The organism is Bacillus cereus group sp. MS39, from assembly GCF_040448665.1.
Lineage (GTDB): Bacteria > Bacillota > Bacilli > Bacillales > Bacillaceae_G > Bacillus_A > Bacillus_A wiedmannii.
Map to the genome: position 1 here is coordinate 2,295,796 of NZ_CP123058.1, position 17,547 is coordinate 2,313,342.

Sequence of the window (17,547 nt, forward strand, 5' to 3'; positions counted from 1 at the left end):
TTCCTTAGGTTGATGGGCATGTGGCGCTACCCCTATGCCAATCAAGCTAACATTTTGAAATGCCCCAAAAACGAAAATTTCATCTTTTCATAGGTGTCCATGAGAGTTGAACTCATTTTTTCGTTTTGGGGTAATTTTGAATTCTTGAATTGATGGCAATATGGTGAGAACCTTTAATCGTAATCAGCATTATGATAATCGTTATTTAAGCTGGGCACTCTTCCATGGGGACGATATTCTATGTGAAAGGTATTATGTTATTACTTGTACTGAGGCTCTTCATGTTCAATTTGTTGAAGACGAGGATTTAAAGATTCAATAATTTCTTGAGTTTGTTGTGCTGCACCTGTATATAATTGTTTTGCTTGTTTGTTATCAGTATCAAGAACAAATCCTTCTAGGCATGCTTGAGCACTCTTTAATCCAGCGATAGTTTGTTTAAGTTTAGTACTTACTGTCATGTAGTATTCCTCCTTGTAAATGTACTTCAAAATATAGAGTGCCTATTTTGTTATCATCGTACGACTTCCAATTTTAGGGTTATGCGAATGAGAAATTTTATAGTTAATCATTCAAAGAAGGATTTTTTTAGCTAATAGATACATGGAATAGTTTTGTCCCAATAACAAAAACTAACAGAAATAAAACGATAATATATAAAGGAGATTAAATATGCTAAAAAAGATAGGAAGAATTTTCCGAGTATTCCTCTTTTTATTTATCGGTGGATGTTTAGTTCTGTTTGTTTGGGGTGAAATTGAAAGAACGATAGCCGAAAAAAATGGGGTATTTAGCCAGAATTCTAGTCAATACCCTATGCGTCAAAGTGATATTACTTTGTATACAGATGGGAAACAGTTAAACAATCAACTATTCTCAGATATAGAGAAAGCAAAGCATTACGTGCATGTTAACTTTTTTTCTATTGCTGATGATAAAGTAAGCCATCAGTTTCTAGAGTTATTGCGGAAAAAAAGTCAAGAAGGTGTAGAAGTATACTATGCTTTGGACAGGTTAGGTGGAATTTTACTAAAGAAAAAGGAAAGAGAATTATTAGTTAAAAAAGGAGTTCATTTTACATATTACAATAAACCTGCTTTCCCTTATCTTTTTTCTTCTTTGGATCATCGGAATCATCGTCGTATTTCAGTTATTGATGGAAAGGTTGGTTACATTGGTGGATTCAACATCGGAAAGAAGTATTTGGGAGAAAAAGAAAAACTTGGTTATTGGAGAGATTATCATCTTCAAATACGAGGAGAAGGAGTTCAAGATTTAGAACAACAATTTGTATTAGACTGAAAGAGAAACTCAGAGAAACCGATTCCGATACACAATGCGGTAAAGGAAAAGGGAGCAACCTCGCAACGATTTACTGCATATTATAGTGGAGAAAAACTTGGGCAAGATTATAAAATGCTGTTTCAACAAGCAAAAGAATCCATTATTATATTAACACCTTATTTTATACCAAAAGACAGAACTATTTGGAACGCATTAGTAGATGCAAGAAAGAGGGGAGTGCGTGTCAAAATTCTATTCTCACCTCATTCGGATGCACTATTAGTTAAAGAAGCAGCATATCCATATATCCGAAAAGCATTAAAACAGGGGATGGAAGTATATGGTTACAAAAATGGGGTGTTACACGGTAAAGTATTTTTGATTGATGAAAAAGTATTGATGGTTGGGACCGTGAATTTTGATTCACGCTCGTTTCATTTAAATGAAGAAATGAACTGTTATATTCATGACCCTATCTATATTTCGAGAATAAAACCAGTGATTAATGCAGACTTACAAAATTCAAAGCAAGTAACATCCTCTGACGTCAATCAATTATCTATAAAAGAAAAAATAAAAGAAAAGGTTGCAAAAATATTTGAGTATTATTTGTAAAGACAATGTATTTTTATACTTGGATAACAGGGGCTATATGCTTAGTGATTTTACATATTTTCCATGGAATCAGCTGGGCAGTTGCTACAAGTTCGATAGAAAAGGCTGTGATTGATGTATTCCACGATCTCTTCGTGGAGAAGTAATGGCATGGCTTTTTAGATCTTTGGGTAATCTTAGGTTGATGGCGGTACCCCATCAACCTAAGAAAACAGGTCACCCCCAAAATGATAAATAGGCTTTTTTCACAATAAAACCTAAAAATTTCGTTTTGGGGGTGTTATAAAATTTTATCTTGATGGAAATGGGGCGGTACCCTGGTTTTAAGTTGAAAAATCCCCGGAAATAAACCTTTTATCAATATGATTATTTTATTTCGAGGGGCTCCTTATAAATCTTAGCTATATATTTTACGAAATCAATGACGGGATAGTGTATGAGTGAACGGTGCTGTGTAAAACGGATCCCTTCTTTTTCCATTTTCGAAATGAGTTGTTCAATTTCCAACTCTTTTTGTTGTATCCTATTATAATTTTGATATACAATGTTTTTCCATTGATAGGAAGAACCGTGAAAAAAATTCTCTCCTTTTACCATGTGACTAAATATAATTTCTATTTTTTCTCTACGTTGTTTTTCCTTCATATGCGCTTCCGTTGACTGCATGTTTATCGCCTCGTCCCTTTTTGTTGTATACTGTTTCACAAAATTTGGTCTAACTCATCATAGCCAATGTGCATTAAGCTTGTTGGGAATTGTCGTTTAAGGCTATCTCATCAACTGTATTTTTTTCAAGCGCTTAATCTAATATATTGGATTATAATCTTACGTCTAAATAAGTTGATAGTGTATATAAAACACTATCAATCTTTATTATAAAACGATTCTTTATAGGCATGCACCTTTTTACACTCACCAAAATTTACAACATGACGAGTATCTTTATCCATGAATGTTATTCTGTATTTACTGAGGTTAGTTTTTTATTTTGACTAACTAACATATTGTTTGCCTCAATATCTATTTTATAAAAAAGAAAATAGATGTAACGGTCCCTCTTTTGATAAAAAAATTCTATGAAAATATAGCGCTCTTAAAGAGTTTTGTTACAAGTTTGTTATGTTGGATTAAAAAAAAGGAAAGTAATATTTATTTGTAGAAAATTTTTAGAGATAAAAATAAGCTGAATATTCATGGTAAGAAAAGGGGGCACTTATATGCTAACAAATGATTTAGATTTCCGATTAGAACCACGTTTAAAAGAACTGTATGAACAACATAAAATAAGAGCGCAGAAGATAGACTGGGGTTATCATGAGTTTTTACCATGGGATAAGGGAATGGACTTTAAAAGAGTTCCTTGGGATGAAAGTCAAGTTACTCTCCCTTCTGGTGTAATTACGGCCATTGAAACAGCTTTATTAACAGAAGTGAATTTACCGTGGTTTACAACGTATTTATCTGCGACTTTTAAAGGTTCCCTTTCTGTTATTACAGACTTTATTCATACTTGGACCTCAGAAGAGGATCAACATTCGAATTTATTAGAGACATATTTACTACTCACTCGAAGTGTAAACCCTAAACGTATACATGAATTAAGAAAATCAGTCGTTGAGTGTGGATTTGAGCCTGATTTTCATACACCAATCGAAGCCATGACGTATACGACGCTACAAGAACTTGCAACAATGGTGTTTTACAATAATGTAGCTAAGGTGGCAAGTAAGCATGATCCAGATCTTGCTACATTATTACGCCGTCTTGCAAAAGATGAAACACTTCATTATGCGTTTTATCGAGATGTTATTCGAACACATTTAGAATTGGAACCAAATTATTGCTACCATATTGCCAATGTGATTAGGAATTTTAAAATGCCAGGTGCCGTCATGCCTGATTTTGAAAATAGAATGGCTGTGATTGCAAAAGAAGCAAACTATGGGCCACTACAATATTTTGATCAAGTACTTGATGTAGTGGTTGAGTATTGGGGGTTAAAAGACTTACGACCAATTGCCCCTCTAGCAGAAAAAGCAAGAATTGAGATTTTGGAGTATCATATAAGATTGAAAAAAATACGGGATCGATTTGGCCGTTTTCAAGGAAAAACTGATCTACGTTAATGAGTAGAGATTTCAGAATATGCGCGTGGGAATTCCCTTTTCTTTTATTTGAAATCTAGAACGCTCTCTATTATATTGCGGCTGTTTTACTTAATTTAACTTCTAAATAAAAAAGTGATTGACACCAAAAATAAACTCATGATATTATTGAATATTTGATAAAAAATAACATATGTGTTAAGCTTGAGAAGGTTACCACATATGGAGGTGGGTTATATGTTTCAAATTGGCGATAACATTGTTTATCCAATGCACGGAGCAGGTATAATTGAAGCCATAGAAGAAAAAGAGTTCTCAGGGAAAAAGCAACTTTATTATGTCATAAAAATGTCCATTAGTAATATGCAAATCATGATTCCTAAGGGCAAAATATTGAGTTCGAATATACGCCCAGTTATTGATATACTTACATTAACGCGCATTATACACATTTTTCAGCATGGAGAATCAGGCGAATTAATGCCTTGGAAACAAAGGTATAAAGTAAACACAGATAAAATAAAAACGGGTGAAATACAAGAAGGTGCTGAAGTTATACGTGATTTAATCCGTATAAAGAAGGAAAAAGCACTGAATACAAGCGAAAAAAAATTGTTGGATGATGCATATAAATTTTTGGTCAGTGAGCTAGAATTAATTAAAGGAATCACTGAAAAACAAATAAAAAGTTTCTGTTGAGATTTATTATAAATACTGTATGACATCTCTCGGAAATATCCTGAATTTTCTGGGTATATGTTGATTATTAAAAGGAAAGTATTTCAAAGATATTCAATTTCTTCAACTCACTTTTAGAGTAGATACCTCTTTTGTTATTACTTCAATCTAATCCATTTTTATTTTTAAATTTCTTTTACGAACGTTTGAAGTTTCATCAAATAACTCGATTAAATAGTCACTTGATTTTTACAATCCTGATTCACACTGGCACGGACAAGGAGCCGTAAGGATGAAAGAGAGGTAGGGCTTTCATTGTTTTAGGTAAATACTATCTAAGTCATTATTTCTAGAAGAAAAACAATCAATCTCACCACTATCTGTAAGAGTGCCTTATATCTACTGAGACGGTGAATAGTAATTGTTTATCTTCTTTACGTAAAATTGATAAACGAACTGGTAACACCATATGGTCAACTACAAAAAATTGGTTTCCAGAACAGGAAACCAATTTAAATTTTATTTACATACCAATAGTAAATTAAGCAGTAAGAAGGAGTACACACATGAAAAAAATGTTAACAAAAGAATTAAGTAATGAATTAAAGAAGCGAGAAGGGATCATCTCTATTACAGTTGAGTCTTATGAAAAAATCGAAGTTGGTGGAATTCGTGTAGATGGACCAGCTATTATTCTAATTAATCAAGAATAGGTAAAAATAGTTGCATACAAGGAGAAAAGGATCGGCCTTTAAGAGAAGGGGGATCCTTTTTGCTTGTTGCAGCTAATATGGGATATACATAACTTTTATCTGATGTGTTGGGATTAGAAGGAAGGAGAGGGTCGGGATTATCATGGTGGAGAGCTTAGTATTGGTAGGATTTCTTTTTACGTTATATAAATTAGTTGATAAAAAACAAACTAATTATTTAAAACGATAGATTGTTTCCTTTTTAAGGGCTAGATTTATTTGAGAGTGAAATGGATTATTTAAAGGAGGAATTTAGATGGATGCAAGGAAAGAACGCATAAAATACGAGAAGATGTCAAAGAATTATGATCGTATTTATTTAGTTTCGTTTATCCTATTAATTGTACTTGTTTGTAGTAGTGTGATTATCATAGGAGCTACAGGGGGAAAATATGGAGTGTTTTTATTGTTAGCAATTTTACTTAACGCACGTATTACGAAAGAATCTCAAAAAAAGTATGAGTACTATTCTAATAAAGGGCGTATTTAAAATGATACATATCCTGAAAGGAACAACCTAGATGTACATTCAAAATATCCCTATATCATCACCTATTAACTAGTAAAAGTAACTTTATATAAATAATTTTTTAGCAATGTAGAAATAGAAACCGTATCTTATTAAAATGTTATTTCCGTTCATATAATGAATTATCCTTCTAGCATATTTATAAGATTTACATCATATATTAGGAGAAAGAATGCGAGTTAGAAAGGAGTCTTATAGAATGAGTTATTTGGAGGGAAATGACTTTAGTAAACAAAATATGGTAAGTGTGCCTAATCCCTATGTATATCAGACATTACAATCAGTAATTGGTAAACATGTGGTTATTGAAACTGTAAGAGGAAATATAAGAGGTAAATTAAAGGATGTGAAACCCGATCATTTGCTCATTGAAGATACGGTGCCATATATTGTACGCATTCAACAAATTGTATGGATTATGCCAAAACAATAATCAAATTACATGTAATTTGATTTATAACTGATTAGCGTCATAGAACATCAAATAAAAACACAGGGTTTTATCTCTGTGTTTCTTCAAATTTTCGTTTTTGGATATATGCTTGAGCATGGATAATTTCTTTCTGAAGTTCTTTTAATTCTTTCGTAGATCCAGATTCAATTCTCATGTACGTAGTAACTAGACTAATCATCATATCCATTTTCTCTACTATATTTTGAATGACCTGTTCAGATTGCTCTTTTTTAGGGTGTTGTATTGCTATTAAAGCATTTTCTATATAATTGTTCTTTCGTTGCTGGATATCATAAATAAACTGTTTTGTGTTTGAGTTCATTTGTTATTCCTCCGTTTTGGATATACTTCTATTCTATCATATTTGAATGGAAAATATTAGATTACCCTAAATTCACACCTGTCTCGGTTTTAAGGTATTCATAATGTGTTCTAAATCAACTTTGATGTACTGAGACTGTTTTTTTTTACTGTTCCACTTCGAAAGTATTCAGGAAACTCATTTTTGATATACACCATATTATTTAGTTTAAGTCGCGATATATAATAAACGCCTCGTTGGTCCATTTGATCTAAATCTTCCAGTGAATAATAGCCTAAATCCCGAATACATAAATCGCCAGGTCGTAATGTTGCTAAACATTCTGTTCCAAAGGTCTTATCATTGTTCTTACCTGATTCAACTTAAAAATTTAAAACCTGTCCACTATGTAAATCATATTCTAATTGAATCTTTATACCTGCTGTTTGTGCACAACCACCTAATCCAGGATACACACTAGCTAAATGTTTTGGTACTTGAAAAATCGTCGCATCTAAAATACGAATCCGTTGAAAATAGGTAATTGAAGAGCTTGGAATCACTGATGTTTCACAAATTTTATTTTTTAATAATATAGAGAAGATATGTTTTAAAAAGCAAACATCCTTCTTATTGAAGCGTTTATTTAGTCCTTCTGGACTCATAAGAGTTCCTGTAACAGCATGAAGTTGACTACACAGTCGAACTAAGGAATCACTCGCTACACGTTGACTAATCCACACACAAATAATAGCTAAATCCTGTCCTGAAAATTTACGCTTTCTTTGTACAAAAGCTAGTTCTCTAGCGAGTTTTTCTAAAAATGATGGGGTAAGATGTTGATGTAATTCTTCAGCAAATAATTGTAGCTCGCTTCGAATTGAAAGATTCATAAAAATCTCATCCTTTCTAATAATCAAGCTTGTTTAGAAAGAATAACGTTTTTTTATACCTGAGGATAGTGAAAACTTTGAGTTTTCCTTACAAATATCGTGAATTCATTTCGAATTCGCGCAGTTTTCTGTTAATTTAAAGAGATAAACTTGGATATATATGCTAATATCAGGGGGGGTTGTAAAGAAAACTGGAAAAATGGAGGCAATTATGAAAACTTTCATATATATGGTGAGACACGGGGATTCACCGAAATTTGGAAAAGAAGAGATAAGAGGATTAACTGAAAAAGGAAAATTAGATGTTCAACGAATAACAGATGTATTACAAGGTGAGGGAATCGACGTTGTTATCTCGAGTCCATACAATCGCTCAATTCTAACTGTTCAGCAGTTAGCGAAGCAACTAGGACAAGAAGTTATAGTATTTGAGGACTTAAAAGAGAGAATTTTTATTACTGAAGAGGAACGAATGTCGGATAAAGAATTATTCCCTTTGATAGAAAAGTCATTCATAGACCCCGACTTTTCTTTAACGGGAGGAGAGTCGAATGTCGACTGTCAGAAACGTGCTATAAAAGTTTTAAAAGAATTATTAAACACCTATCGAGGACAGAAAGTAGTATTAGGCACTCATGGAGCTGTAATGACTTTGATGATGGGGTATTATGACAGTAAGTATGATTTGAATTTTTTACTACAGACATCAAAACCAGATATATATAGAATGGAATTCAATGGGCAGGAATTGGTGGAAGTTAAAAGATTGTGGGAAATTTCATAGATTGACTTTATTCATCCATAGCTTACCTAAATGACGTGTATTATAAGAAAAAGGGTTACTGCGGTAACCCTTTTTCTTATGGCATTGATTTCAACAATATAAAAATTCGGTTTCTTAGCGTACAAAACTCACGTTTTGTTCTTGCTATCCCGAGGTGAAATGGGAGGGAATGTTTTGGGCAGAATATTTTTAAAGTTATTTTTTAAATCAATCCTATTTGTTTTCTTATGCGGTATTGTTGTTTTTTCTATATTTCAGATTATTTTTGTCTGGAGTGTTTCGACAGGATTAGGGAGAGATGATATAGTCGGATTTTCTGATAATAAGTATGTAATTGGTCGTCCGCCTGTTAGCTATAATTTATATAAAAAAGATAGTGGGGAAACTATATTAGATAATGTTATTGGTTATAAAAGAGGGAAAACTAAAAGCTATATTCGGAATGAAATTGAATTTGTAGTGATAAATGAGACAAAGGGTAGCTATGAATTGTATAAAATAGAAAAGGCTTCAGAAAAAGATATAGAACGGCTGAAAGAAATGAAGAAATTAGAATAAAAGAGACTATCTGAAAGGTAAAAATGTACACTTGTTATTGTTAGATCTAAAAAATGGTTTAGACTGATAACTGGGTTTTATTTTATGAAAAGAATTATTATTAAAATAAAGCATTAGGGGTTCAGTCCCATACCCTCAAGCTAATATTTTGAAGTGTCCTCAAAACGAAAATTTTCTTCGTTTTGGGGAACTACCAATTTCTTAAGTTGGGCATGGGGTATCGCCAGCATTTGGGAAAAAATCAAGCTAAGCAAAAATAAAATAAGACATCTGTTTGGACAGCTCATTTACATAATTCTCGTTAGCGGGAGTTATCAATAATTCATATATGATAAAACTCTTAATTTAGTAATTTGCGTAGTACAAGCCGTAACCAAATCTATTAATCTGACATACCATATGAAGGTAACTTTAAATCGATAAAAAAGTTGCAAAGGAGGTGAATATAAAGTGGCATCATTTGAAATTGGAGCAAGATCTCTTTTCAATTTTCGAAACCAACGTTTTTTCTTATTAGTTGAAGATGAAATTACAATTCCAGATAAAGGTGTAGAAATTGATCCAGTTAATATCTACGAAATTGACGAGCAAACTTTCAATCTTATCAGAGATGAAGGTGATACACCTGTAATTGTACCAAGTGATGAATTTCCAACTGTACCACCTGGATTTAAATTAGAACGAAAATGTATTTTTACAGTCGATAATGCATACTTTGTAATCTATGATTTAGAAGATGGAACTGATAACAACGTCCTATTAAGAATCAGTGCAGCTTTATTTAACTCATTGAAAAATTCCGGTGTTCGTGAATGTGTACCTCAAAATTTCATTTGAGAACATAATTTGATTAAACCTCAAATGGAATACCCTTTGAACAATTTAACCCTTAGTAGAAAACTACGAGGAGTTAAATTGTTATGTAAAAAGTTTTTTTAATTATTAGCAGTTTTTGGCGGTTCGGCAGGTACAATTGCTAGTCCAAGTCGAGCAACCTAAGAAAAGCAAATACCCCAAAACGAGAAAATTAGCATATCCAGGTGAAAATGTACAATTTTTTTGTTTTGGGGGTATTATGAAATTCTTAAGTTGATGGGCATGCAACTGTACCCCATATTAGAAAAAACGATATTTTGATGCAAAGTTATCGTGCAAGCAAGAGCATTAAAGTTCTATCGTCAATTCATTTTTTGCTATAATAGATGCGTGGCAGGAAATAGATAGAAAGATACTGCTAGTAATTTATACTTACAATGTAGGGAGATTGAACAGAGTTATGGGGACAGAAAAAGAAATTAGTTCCGCTAAATTAATATGGAAGATGACGCGCCCGCATACGTTAACGGCGACGTTTTCTCCTGTAATTTTAGGGACAGTAGCATCACTTTATGTTGCTAAAATTGATTGGCTTTTATTTATTGCGATGATGTGCGCATGTTTAGCATTGCAAATAGCAACGAATTTATTTAATGAGTACTATGATTTCAAACGTGGATTAGATACAGCTGATTCGGTTGGAATTGGTGGTGGAATTGTCCGTCATGGATTGAAACCAAAAAATGTGTTAACAGTTGCGCTTTTATTGTATGTAGTAGCAGCACTTATTGGAATTTATATTTGTATGAATAGTAGTTGGTGGTTAGTTGTTATTGGTTTAATTGGGATGGCGGTTGGCTATTTATATACAGGTGGTCCATTACCAATTGCGTACACTCCGTTTGGAGAATTAGTTTCTGGATTGTTAATGGGGACATGTTTTGTACTCATTGCTTTCTTTATTCAAACGAATACGATAACGACTGAAAGTGTATTGATTTCCATTCCAATTGGAATTTTAGTCGGTGCAATCAACATGTCGAATAACATCAGAGATATCGAAGAAGATATTAAAGGTGGCAGAAAGACATTAGTAATCCTCCTTGGGAGAGAGAAAGCAGTGGTAACACTAGCTGTAGCCTTCCTAATTGCTTATTTATGGATTGCCGTGATTGTGTTGATGGGTTATATAAGCCCTTGGGCATTAGTTATGTTCCTAGGTTTGAGAAAGCCAATCTCTGCCATTCAAAGTTTCCAAAAAGGGGCAAAGGATCCTGGGTATATGCGCATCGCCATGAAATCAACAGCGATGACAAATACGATTTTCGGCTTCTTATTATCAGCGGGGTTATTAATCAGTTACTTGTTTTAAATAAAAAATATTGTTAAATAACTTAACCCCAATTTCTCAATTTTAATATGGAGAGATTGGGGTTTTATTTTGAGTTTTTTAACGTTATAAACTATTCTCATTTGAAATGCAAATACCAATAAATTGCAACTTCATCATTTTCAATATCCAAACCTTTATAAACAAGAAAATCAAACCCACCAATTACAAATCCACATTTTTCATAAAATTTACATGCTGCGACATTATTATTTTGCGTTTCAAGCATGATCCCGGGCATATTGCCTTCTTTTGCCCACTTCTTTGCTTGGTCAACCAATCCTTTACCAACTCCGAGTGTACGATATTTTTTATCCACCGTTATCTCCTCTATGTAAGCATAGTGATTCCAATTCTTTTTCAATACCATAAATCCAATGATTTGGTTATGTAACAGTGCTATGTAAATTACTTGATTAGGGTTATTAATATATTCATTGTACGCTAGTTCTTCATTATCATTTTGATTTTGTAAATAACTTTTTTCATAACTCGGAACGTCTTCTATTGTATATTCTATGCGTCTATTTACTTTTGAAAGAGAAAGCATTAACCGAGCATTCACTATAAAGCTGTCATCAATCTCCGGGAAATTGTCTAAATCATTTTTTTCTAACTCTCTAATTAAAAGGTTCATCGAAGTACCTCCAAATCATATTATTTCTTCCGGTTCTTTATGTAATTCAAATTCATTCCAATTACAAAATGATAATAGAATTTCAATAGTAAGGCTATCATTACAAGTTCTTCCTAAAATCATTAAATTTTATAAAGAGAAAGGGTATGAATTTAGGGTATACAATGATGAGGTTCATTTTCATTTAAACTTCCAGAAAGATTAACGTCTATAGTATAAACTTATTTCTTTTGAAAAGTGTTTTTATTACTAAATCAATAACTAAGACAAAAGTCGATTTACTATTTTATAAAGAAATCGGCTCTTTCGTTTATGTATTACGTTACAAGAGCTTTCTTATTTTCCACGGAATGTCCTTTTTAGAAATCTATGCAACAGAGTCTTTATAGTAAGAGTATCTTGTTGGGAATAATCAAAAAAATCTATATTGTAATATAAAAAATCGCTATGATATTAAAGGATACCTTACAACAATCCCAATAAATTCTTCTCAATAATTGAAAATAAAATCAATCCAGATTATTATATTGTTATTGTAAATTTATTTTATTTAAGGAGGATATATAGATGAAAAACTCAAAAGGCTCTATTGAATCAGAGATAAGTAAAGCAATTACTCACTGGGAAAAGGACTACTTAGGACGCGGGTCTATATCCGTTAAGACAGATATATTACGGGATATGATTATCGTAAATTTACAAGGTATTTTAACACCGGCTGAATATACTGTTTGCGAAACGAAAGACGGTATGCTAACGATAAAGAAAAATCGTTCGGAGCTAGTTGAATCTGGAATTGAAGATTTGAAAGAGATCATACTAGAATTAACTGGAGAAAAAGTGAAAAGTTTTCATACGGATATAAGCTCTCGTACAGGTGAACGAGTAATGATTTTTAAATTGTTTCATAATCTTGAGGAAAAGTTTTAAAAATTAAAACCACCGTAGTGTTAGTGGGAGATAATTAAGAAACCTAAAAGTTTTGCACTTTATTTACAATTATTAACATGATAATAATTAAAAACTTGAAATTATTTACGTATAATGAATTTCGATTGAAATAACGCTTGGAAAAATGGATAAATAAATTGACAAACTGCTTAATATGGTTTATCTTATAATTGTTTTAAAAAATTGATAGATGCTCATTTTAACAGTTTGCTATAATTAAGGCTTTAGCATTTTTTTAATATGTAATATTGATTAAATGAAAAAGTTTCTTAATTGAAAGATAGCACATAACATAAATTGATATATTGATTGCATAATCTAGGAGATCAGAAATATACTTTTCTTTTTAACAGGAGTAATACATACATTATTATCCTCTATAAAATGGGAGCTCTTCAAAAAACTTTATTGAAGTTAGTTGAAGTGAAACCGACAATCTCCATAATTCAATGATGATATAAAATCATTGAATTATGGAAGTTGTCGGTTTTTTTTATGGGAAAAAACGATGTACGAAAAAGAGTGAATGAAAATTGAAATTAAAAAACTATCTTACTTAAAAGGAATTTTTATAGGTTATTTTCGTTTAGAAGGGAGTATTATACATGTTAATTTCGCTGAGTTCATCAACACTGTTAACATTATTTTTTATGGCGCTTAGTGCTTCTTGGCTAAGTGGATTATTGTTTTTACATGCAAGGATGCCTTTGCGTTTTGTTCATATCCACATTGGTATCGCTGCTTTGCCTTCATTGGTTTCTTTACTCGCACTTGTTAATCACAATGGAGATAGAGTTGTGGGGCCTTGGCATCTAGATACTTTAGCTTGGTTCATGGCTTTCTTTGTTCTTACAATCGGTTTAATCATTCAGCGTTTTTCTATACGTTACTTACTGGGAGATCGCTCATATCGAAAATACTTTGCACTTTTTACATTTACTACAGGTGTATCTTCGGTTGCATGGTTAAGTGATGATCTTCGTTTCATGATTATTTGTTGGGGAGCAACTTTTATAGGATTGGTTCTACTCATAGGGCTAAATAAAGGGTGGAAAGTAGTTAGTGAAGCAACAAAAATTTCTAGTTATTTATTTACAATAAGCTGGATTGCCTTACTAGCAGCTATCATTTGGCTTTTTCAAGTCACTGGACAGTGGCAGTTAACATCAGTTTTAACGAATGAAAATGTAGCTCAATTTGGAACATTGGAGAAAACAGGAATTAACTTATTCATTATATTAGCTGTGATGATTCCAGCAGCACAATGGCCTTTTCAAACATGGTTAATTGAGTCTGCTGTTGCTCCAACTCCTGTTTCTGCTATTATGCATGCGGGGTTAGTAAATGCTGGCGGTATCATGTTAACTAGATTTTCACCTCTTTTTCATGATGATATTGCACAAATCATTTTACTAATTTTCTCTAGTATTTCTGTCTTAATAGGAACAGGAATTAGCCTAGTTCAGGTTGATTATAAACGTCAGCTAGTGGGGTCAACTATTGCACAAATGGGGTTTATGCTTATTCAATGCGCATTAGGAGCTTATTTGGCGGCTGTTATTCATTTAATTTTACATGGTTTGTTTAAAGCTACATTGTTTTTACAAGCTGGTTCTTCCGTACAACGTTTTGGGGCAGTGAAGCAGTCTAATGAAAAAATATCTAATTTATGGATTATGGTCGGACGTGTTTTCGGATTATTTATAGCGATTGCTTTTTGGTTTACGACTTCTGGAGAAGGGTATGAATTAGTTAGTGCGTTCATCTTAGGGTGGTCATTATACTTTTCATGGAAACAACTTGTTGTTTTTGGAGAGGGAAGAATGGGACGAATTGTTGGCGTATTTATTTTAGTTGGATTTTCTCTCATTTACTTTACCGTTCATAATTCTCTTTATAAATGGTTGCATACTGACATGTATCAAAATGTTCAACCTTCAGCTCCAGCCGTTATTTTTGTTATATGTCTCTTATTATTTGGTAGTGCTATTAGTACTCTCGTTACTCGTAATCAATCTTCTACTATATTTGCTGTAATGTATCTTTGGTTCGTTCGAGTAGGTGAGGCGAGACAAAAGTCAGTAGAAAGTCATCCAAGCTATCTTAAACATTATGTATCAAAGGGAGGTAATCAGTGATGAGCATATCGTCAATCGTAACGAAAGAGACTTTAAAAAAGAAAGATACAAACATTGAAATACAAGAAAAGAATATAAATGATTTAGTTGAATCTGCTAGCCGAGTGATTGCACCACTTTGGCCGATTGCTACATTTGCAGCTCATCACCCTTGGATGGGACTTGAAAAACAATCATTTGAACAAGTTGCAGATTGGTTAAAAGAAATTAGTAATGTGGATATATATCCTAGTGATTCTATGATTCATTCGGCAAAGGCGAAAGGTGAAATTGAGGAATCATTTTTACAAAGTGGCTTGTCTCGTTGGCTTGATTCACAATCTTTTCATATCCCGCGAAAAAAAGCGGAGCAGTTTTGCCAAGCAGCTTTAAAATTAGAGGAATTACCTTTTAGTTTATTATCATCGCCACAATTAAATAAACTGGCAGAAGAAATGAGTTATATAAATACAGGAAATATGAAAGACTCTTCTATGCAATCAATAGGTTCGCTTATAGAGAATGGAAATAGTGAAAATCTATCTGATATTCTTAATTATCATATTATTAAATGGTGTAAATTATATTTGGATGACTCCGGGTCAAGTTGGACGATGCCAAATCGAGAGAAAGGTTTGTATCGCGCATGGCATCACCTTATTAAATTTGATTCAGCGCTCAGTAAAAATGAGCGTAGAGTGTTAAAAGATTGGCCAGAGGATGCCCAGATAGCTTTAACAAAAGCTTTATCTGAATTAGGAATTTCTGAATCTAACATGCAAGCATACCTTGAAGGGCACTTGCTCGCTTTGCCTGGATGGGCAGGAATGATACTATGGCGTTCCCAACAATCAACTCAGGAACAGGAACTTATGATTGAATATTTAGCAGTTCGAATTTCTATGGAACTGGCCATTGTAAAACCTTATTTACCTTTAAAAAATCAAAAGGTTGAGAAAAAAGTTTCGATTGTCCCACTTATAGCTTCTTGGATCTATTGGGGGAATATTTCAACTCTGGAATGGTCACAAATGTCTGCAGCTGAACAAAGCGAATTATTAGCATTTGCCTATCGTTTTGATGAAAATATTCGCAGGAAACTTTGGTTAGAAGCTTGGGAACAGACGCATGCAGAGCAATTAAGGGAAAAGATTGTTTCTAAGCAACGTGCAACTAATGATAAAAAACGTGTATTAGCTCAATTAGCATTTTGTATTGATGTACGTTCAGAACCGTTTCGTCGCCACCTAGAAAAATTAGGTCCGTTCGAAACGTTTGGAATAGCTGGTTTCTTTGGGTTACCAATTGCGACTAGTGAACTAGGTAGTAATGACAGTCATCCTTCTTTGCCAGTTATATTAAAACCGAAACATCAAATAAAAGAGCTCACGGATGAAAATGAATGTAAATCTTATGAACAACGTAAGATGGTAGGCAGTTCGTTACGTTATACATTTAAAACGATGAAACAGAACGTATTGACAAGTATGTTGCTACCTGAAGTAAGTGGTCCTTTACTTGGTTTACAAATGGTGACAAGGAGTTTTGTGCCAAGAAGAGTAGGTGGTTTCATTCGTAACCTTCGTAAAAATATGTTGCAAAAGCCTGATACAACCTTCTCGCTTAATCATGTTCATGATACAAAATGCGAGATACCGATCGGTTTTACGAAAGAAGAAAAAGTGAATTATGTGCGTCAAGCTTTAAAGATGGTGGGATTGACAGAAAAATTCGCGCCTTTAGTTGTAATGTGCGGACATAGTAGTCAAAGTACGAACAACCCTTATGCAGCAGCGCTTGAGTGTGGTGCTTGTGGCGGAGCAGCAGGGGGATTCAATGCAAGAGTTTTCGCTACTTTATGTAATCTTCCAGAAGTAAGAGAGGCGTTGTCTGCTGAAGGCATTAAAATTCCTGAGGATACCATTTTTGCGGCAGCTGAACATAAGACAACAGTGGATGAATTGGAATGGATTTATGTCCCAGAACTTTCGGAAACTGCGCAAGAAGCATTTGATTGTATTGAGTCGGTTATGCCAAATGTGAGCCAAGATGCAAATAGAGAGCGCTTAACGCAATTACCTAATTTTAAAAAGAAAATAAAAAATCCAGGTAAAGAAGCACAGCGATTTGCAGAAGATTGGAGTGAAATACGTCCAGAATGGGGATTAGCCCGTAATGCATCTTTTATTATCGGACAGCGTGAATTAACTCAGGATTGCGACTTAGAAGGTAGGGCTTTCCTTCATAATTATGATTGGAAACAGGATGAAAGTGGCGATATATTAGCTAACATCATTGCGGGACCAGGAACAGTAGCTCAGTGGATAAATTTACAATATTACGCTTCAACTGTAGCTCCTCATTATTATGGTAGTGGAAACAAAACAACCCAAACTGTAACGGCAGGTCTCGGTGTTATGCAAGGAAATGGAAGTGACTTGTTGCCAGGCTTACCTTGGCAATCCGTTATGCAGTCAGATAGTGAGACATATCATTCACCACTGCGTTTACTAATTGTAATTCAAGCACCTATTGAATATATAGAGCGTTTGTTAAATGCCAATCTCACATTTCGAGAAAAAGTTCAAAATGGATGGGTTAGACTGGCAAGTGTTGATCCAGAAGGACAATGGAAAAATTGGTAACAATCATGTCATAAATAATCAACTATCATTACTAGTTT

General features: G+C 33.3%; 16 protein-coding genes and 3 pseudogenes. 14 read left to right on the top strand and 5 right to left on the bottom strand.

What is annotated here, in order from left to right; genetic code table 11:
* Positions 1–260 precede the first annotated feature (260 nt).
* Positions 261–461, bottom strand: coding sequence for a DUF1657 domain-containing protein (locus QEP67_RS12095; RefSeq protein WP_000218935.1), 201 nt, complete (start codon positions 459–461; stop codon positions 261–263).
* Between the two features lie 211 nt (positions 462–672).
* Between QEP67_RS12095 and QEP67_RS12100 the strand changes: the two are divergent.
* A pseudogene (locus tag QEP67_RS12100) lies at positions 673–1,899 on the top strand (phospholipase D-like domain-containing protein).
* A gap of 366 nt (positions 1,900–2,265) precedes the next feature.
* Here the strand turns inward: QEP67_RS12100 and QEP67_RS12105 are convergent.
* The gene (locus QEP67_RS12105) at positions 2,266–2,565 is read right to left on the bottom strand and encodes a hypothetical protein (RefSeq protein WP_064460023.1); all 300 of its coding nucleotides are present in this window, start codon (positions 2,563–2,565) and stop codon (positions 2,266–2,268) included.
* A 551-nt stretch (positions 2,566–3,116) separates the two neighbouring features.
* Between QEP67_RS12105 and QEP67_RS12110 the strand changes: the two genes are divergently transcribed.
* The 5 genes from QEP67_RS12110 to QEP67_RS12130 all read left to right on the top strand — a co-directional run bounded on the left by QEP67_RS12110 (position 3,117) and on the right by QEP67_RS12130 (position 6,396).
* Positions 3,117–4,025 (top strand): acyl-ACP desaturase, encoded by a 909-nt coding sequence (locus tag QEP67_RS12110; RefSeq protein ID WP_000957101.1) that lies wholly within the window; start codon positions 3,117–3,119, stop codon positions 4,023–4,025.
* A gap of 216 nt (positions 4,026–4,241) precedes the next feature.
* Complete coding sequence (locus tag QEP67_RS12115; RefSeq protein WP_000486298.1) at positions 4,242–4,703, top strand: CarD family transcriptional regulator; 462 nt, start codon at positions 4,242–4,244, stop codon at positions 4,701–4,703.
* A gap of 545 nt (positions 4,704–5,248) precedes the next feature.
* Positions 5,249–5,395, top strand: coding sequence for a BC1881 family protein (locus QEP67_RS12120; protein ID WP_000738548.1), 147 nt, complete (start codon positions 5,249–5,251; stop codon positions 5,393–5,395).
* A 295-nt stretch (positions 5,396–5,690) separates the two neighbouring features.
* Positions 5,691–5,924 (top strand): hypothetical protein, encoded by a 234-nt coding sequence (locus QEP67_RS12125; RefSeq protein ID WP_000340034.1) that lies wholly within the window; start codon positions 5,691–5,693, stop codon positions 5,922–5,924.
* A gap of 238 nt (positions 5,925–6,162) precedes the next feature.
* Positions 6,163–6,396: a YuzF family protein gene (locus QEP67_RS12130; protein WP_000120818.1), complete on the top strand. Its 234-nt coding sequence runs from the start codon at positions 6,163–6,165 to the stop codon at positions 6,394–6,396.
* Positions 6,397–6,463: 67 nt separating this feature from the next.
* Here QEP67_RS12130 and QEP67_RS12135 read toward each other — a convergent pair whose 3' ends face one another.
* Together QEP67_RS12135 and QEP67_RS12140 are read right to left on the bottom strand one after the other, a co-directional pair.
* Entirely contained in the window at positions 6,464–6,739 is a 276-nt protein-coding gene (locus QEP67_RS12135) for a hypothetical protein (RefSeq protein WP_001087713.1), read from the bottom strand.
* A 78-nt stretch (positions 6,740–6,817) separates the two neighbouring features.
* A pseudogene (locus QEP67_RS12140) lies at positions 6,818–7,611 on the bottom strand (IS4 family transposase); the annotation flags it as partial.
* 211 nt (positions 7,612–7,822) lie between these two features.
* Between QEP67_RS12140 and QEP67_RS12145 the strand changes: the two are divergent.
* The 4 genes from QEP67_RS12145 to menA all read left to right on the top strand — a co-directional run bounded on the left by QEP67_RS12145 (position 7,823) and on the right by menA (position 11,141).
* Complete coding sequence (locus tag QEP67_RS12145; protein WP_064460030.1) at positions 7,823–8,395, top strand: histidine phosphatase family protein; 573 nt, start codon at positions 7,823–7,825, stop codon at positions 8,393–8,395.
* A gap of 174 nt (positions 8,396–8,569) precedes the next feature.
* On the top strand, positions 8,570–8,953 hold the full coding sequence (locus tag QEP67_RS12150) for a hypothetical protein (RefSeq protein WP_064460022.1): 384 nt from the start codon (positions 8,570–8,572) through the stop codon (positions 8,951–8,953).
* 450 nt (positions 8,954–9,403) lie between these two features.
* Complete coding sequence (locus QEP67_RS12155; protein ID WP_000135755.1) at positions 9,404–9,790, top strand: hypothetical protein; 387 nt, start codon at positions 9,404–9,406, stop codon at positions 9,788–9,790.
* 439 nt (positions 9,791–10,229) lie between these two features.
* Positions 10,230–11,141 carry a 1,4-dihydroxy-2-naphthoate polyprenyltransferase gene (gene menA / locus QEP67_RS12160; protein WP_064460021.1) on the top strand — a complete coding sequence of 304 codons (912 nt, stop codon included), beginning with the start codon at positions 10,230–10,232 and terminating at the stop codon, positions 11,139–11,141.
* Between the two features lie 97 nt (positions 11,142–11,238).
* On the opposite strand, the gene satA is transcribed toward menA, so the two are convergent.
* The gene (gene satA, locus QEP67_RS12165) at positions 11,239–11,796 is read right to left on the bottom strand and encodes a streptothricin N-acetyltransferase SatA (protein WP_064460020.1); all 558 of its coding nucleotides are present in this window, start codon (positions 11,794–11,796) and stop codon (positions 11,239–11,241) included.
* 97 nt (positions 11,797–11,893) lie between these two features.
* On the opposite strand from satA, the pseudogene QEP67_RS12170 reads away from it, so the two are divergent.
* From QEP67_RS12170 to QEP67_RS12185, 4 genes and pseudogenes are all read left to right on the top strand, one after another.
* Positions 11,894–12,001: pseudogene (locus tag QEP67_RS12170) on the top strand (polysaccharide deacetylase); the annotation flags it as partial.
* Positions 12,002–12,363: 362 nt separating this feature from the next.
* On the top strand, positions 12,364–12,726 hold the full coding sequence (locus QEP67_RS12175) for a DUF2294 domain-containing protein (RefSeq protein ID WP_000798162.1): 363 nt from the start codon (positions 12,364–12,366) through the stop codon (positions 12,724–12,726).
* Between the two features lie 626 nt (positions 12,727–13,352).
* Complete coding sequence (locus QEP67_RS12180; protein WP_000908930.1) at positions 13,353–14,885, top strand: NADH dehydrogenase subunit 5; 1,533 nt, start codon at positions 13,353–13,355, stop codon at positions 14,883–14,885.
* Positions 14,885–17,509: a putative inorganic carbon transporter subunit DabA gene (locus tag QEP67_RS12185; protein WP_000028389.1), complete on the top strand. Its 2,625-nt coding sequence runs from the start codon at positions 14,885–14,887 to the stop codon at positions 17,507–17,509. The genes QEP67_RS12180 and QEP67_RS12185 overlap by 1 nt, the downstream gene beginning before the upstream one ends.
* The last annotated feature ends 38 nt before the right edge of the window (positions 17,510–17,547 follow it).